The sequence below is a fragment of the Oerskovia sp. NPDC057915 genome (genome assembly GCF_042887685.1).
Taxonomy (GTDB): domain Bacteria; phylum Actinomycetota; class Actinomycetes; order Actinomycetales; family Cellulomonadaceae; genus Oerskovia.
On sequence record NZ_JBHVOS010000019.1, the window covers coordinates 105,990 to 108,525 of the forward strand.

A 2,536-nucleotide genomic window follows, 5' to 3' on the forward strand; every position below is an offset into this window, starting at 1 on the left:
GGGGGCGCGGCGGACCGCCGCGGCCCCCCCCGCCCCCCCGGCCCCCGGCCCCCCGGCCCCCGGGGGGGGGGGGGGGGGCGGGGGGGGCCCCCCCCCCCCCCGGGGGGGGGGGGGGGCCCCCCCCCCCCCCGCGCCCGGCGTCGTCCTCACAGGCGTTCCACAGGCTCACGTCATCTTCCGCGCAGGTCCGCGGACCACAGTGGGTGCACGGGCGAACGGCTCGCCCGGGCTGGAGGAGCGACATGTCGAGCGAGCGGCCGTCCGAGACGTCCCCCGAGAACACCCCCGCACCGCGTGCACCCCGTCGGCGGGCGCTGACCTGGGGAGCGGGAGCCCTGACCTTCAGCGTCCTCACCCTCGGCGGGCTCGCGCTGAGCGCCCCCGCGGGGACCGGCGGGAACGCACCCGCGACGGACGCGGGCACCGGGGCGACGGCAGGGCAGGCGACCTCCGTGACCGGTGCGGCCACCAGCGCGGACGACATGACAAACGTCATCGAGCAACGGTGACGAACCCGACGGAACGGATGACGGGGCGCACTGCCTGACCTCTCTCGCCGGCACCAGGCTGGAGGCATGGACAACGACACCTCCGGCAGCGGCACCGCGGGCCGCACCCCCTCCCCGGACGACCTCGTCATCGACGTGCGCGGCCTGCGCCGCAGGTACGCGAGCAGCTCGCGCGGCACCAAGGGCTTCGAGGCCGTCGCGGGCGTGGACCTCCAGGTCCGGCGCGGCGAGCTGTTCGCGCTCCTCGGGACCAACGGCGCGGGCAAGACGTCGCTCCTGGAGGTCGTCGAAGGGCTGGCACGTCCCACGGGCGGCACGGTCCAGGTCTTCGGCAAGGACCCCTACCGCCAGCGTGCCCAGGTCCGCCCCCGCATCGGGATCATGCTGCAGGAGGCGGGGTTCCCGTCCGACCTGACGGCGATCGAGACCGCGCGCATGTGGGCCGGGACGCTCACGGCCCCGCGCCCCGTCGAGGAGGCCCTCGACCTGGTCGCGCTGCGCGGCCGCGCGGACGTCATGGTGAGCTCGCTCTCGGGCGGTGAGCGACGCCGTCTGGACCTCGCCCTCGCGCTGCTCGGGCGCCCCGAGGTCCTGTTCCTCGACGAGCCGACCACGGGGCTCGACCCCGAGAGCCGCCGCTCGGCCTGGGACCTGGTGCGCGGGCTGCTCGACGACGGCACGACCGTCGTCCTCACGACCCACTACCTGGAGGAGGCCGAGCGCCTCGCCGACCGCCTCGCGATCATGCACGGTGGACGGATCGTCCAGGAGGGCACGGTCGCGGACATCGTCGAGGCCGAGCCCTCGTTCGTGCACCTCGACGAGGAGAGCGTGCGACCCCACCTGACGGACCTGCCGCTGCTGCCCGGGGAGACGCTCACGCGCGTCGAGGGCGGCACGCTCTCGATCGCGACGCGCGACCTCCAGCGCACCCTCGCCGTGCTGCTGGCCTGGGCGACCGACCGTGACGTGACCTTCGGCCGCATCGAGGCGCGTCCGGCGTCGCTCGAGCAGGCCTTCCTCGCCATCGCGGACGGGCCGGGCACCGCCCGCCCCGGGCTCGCGTCCACCACCGACCCGACGGAGCGTGCCGCATGACCACCCTCGCCCCCACCTCGACCCGCCCCTCGGGCGCCCCCTCGACGCCGCGCTCCTCGAGCGCCCTCACCGGGTCGCTGCGCCGCATCGGCGCGCTCGTCCGTGCCGAGACCCGGCTCCTCCTGCGCAACCGCACGGCCCTGTTCAACGGGGTGCTGCTCGCTCCGGCCATGGTGGCGTTCCTGCACTTCTCGGGCGCGTTCGAGGCCTTCGTGGGGGACGACGCGGGAGCGTCGATCATCGGCGCGTTCGCGCTCACGAGCCTCATCTGCTTCGCGCTCATGTTCGTCGTGTACTACAACCTGGCCAGCGCCTACGTGGCTCGGCGCGAGGAGCTGGTGCTCAAGCGGCTGCGGACCGGGCAGTGCTCCGACGCCGAGATCCTGGCGGGGGCCGCGACGCCCGCGGTCGTGACGATGCTGGGCCAGCTCGTCCTGGGAGGCGCCGCGATCGCGCTGTGGATCGGCCTCGACGTCCCGGCGAACGTCGTGCTCCTGCTCGTCGCGGTCCTCGGGGGGACGTTCGTCTTCGCGGCGCTCGCGGCCGCGAGCACGGCGTTCACGCGCACGGTCGAGACTGCCCAGCTCTCGACGCTGCCGATCATGGCCCTCGCGCTGCTCCTGTCCGGGACGACCCTCCCGCTCACGCTGCTCCCCGAGCGCCTCCAGAGCCTCGCCGAGCTCACGCCCCTGCACCCGGTGGCCGAGCTCCTGACGATCGGGCTCACGGGTCTGGGGCCCGACGGCGTCGCGGTGGGCTTCGGGGAGACGTTCGCCCTGGCAGCACAGCCCCTCGCGGTCCTGGCCGCCTGGTGCGTGCTCGGCGCGTGGCTCGCTACCCGGTACATGCGCTGGGAGCCGCGTCGGTGAGTCCTGCCGGCGGCGCCCCCGAAGGGGTGGCCGAGGACGGGGTCGCGGTCGTTCCCCGCC

3 protein-coding genes are annotated in these 2,536 nt (G+C 75.4%); all 3 read left to right on the top strand.

Annotation, left to right across the window (positions count from 1 at the left end):
• Nucleotides 1-242 precede the first annotated feature (242 nt).
• Nucleotides 243-509 carry a hypothetical protein gene (locus ACFVQ3_RS13960; RefSeq protein WP_387640041.1) on the top strand — a complete coding sequence of 89 codons (267 nt, stop codon included), beginning with the start codon at nt 243-245 and terminating at the stop codon, nt 507-509.
• Nucleotides 510-575: 66 nt separating this feature from the next.
• Nucleotides 576-1,607, top strand: a complete 1,032-nt coding sequence (locus ACFVQ3_RS13965) for an ABC transporter ATP-binding protein (RefSeq protein WP_387640044.1) — start codon at nt 576-578, stop codon at nt 1,605-1,607.
• The gene (locus ACFVQ3_RS13970) at nt 1,604-2,476 is read left to right on the top strand and encodes an ABC transporter permease (protein WP_387640046.1); all 873 of its coding nucleotides are present in this window, start codon (nt 1,604-1,606) and stop codon (nt 2,474-2,476) included. Before ACFVQ3_RS13965 ends, ACFVQ3_RS13970 begins: the two co-directional genes overlap by 4 nt.
• Nucleotides 2,477-2,536 lie beyond the last annotated feature (60 nt).

Excerpts from the sequence above, each read along its gene's own strand:
- ACFVQ3_RS13960 (WP_387640041.1), top strand. The coding sequence starts at position 243 with ATGTCGAGCGAGCGGCCGTCCGAGACGTCCCCCGAGAACACCCCCGCA.
- ACFVQ3_RS13965 (WP_387640044.1), top strand. The coding sequence starts at position 576 with ATGGACAACGACACCTCCGGCAGCGGCACCGCGGGCCGCACCCCCTCC.
- ACFVQ3_RS13970 (WP_387640046.1), top strand. The coding sequence starts at position 1,604 with ATGACCACCCTCGCCCCCACCTCGACCCGCCCCTCGGGCGCCCCCTCG.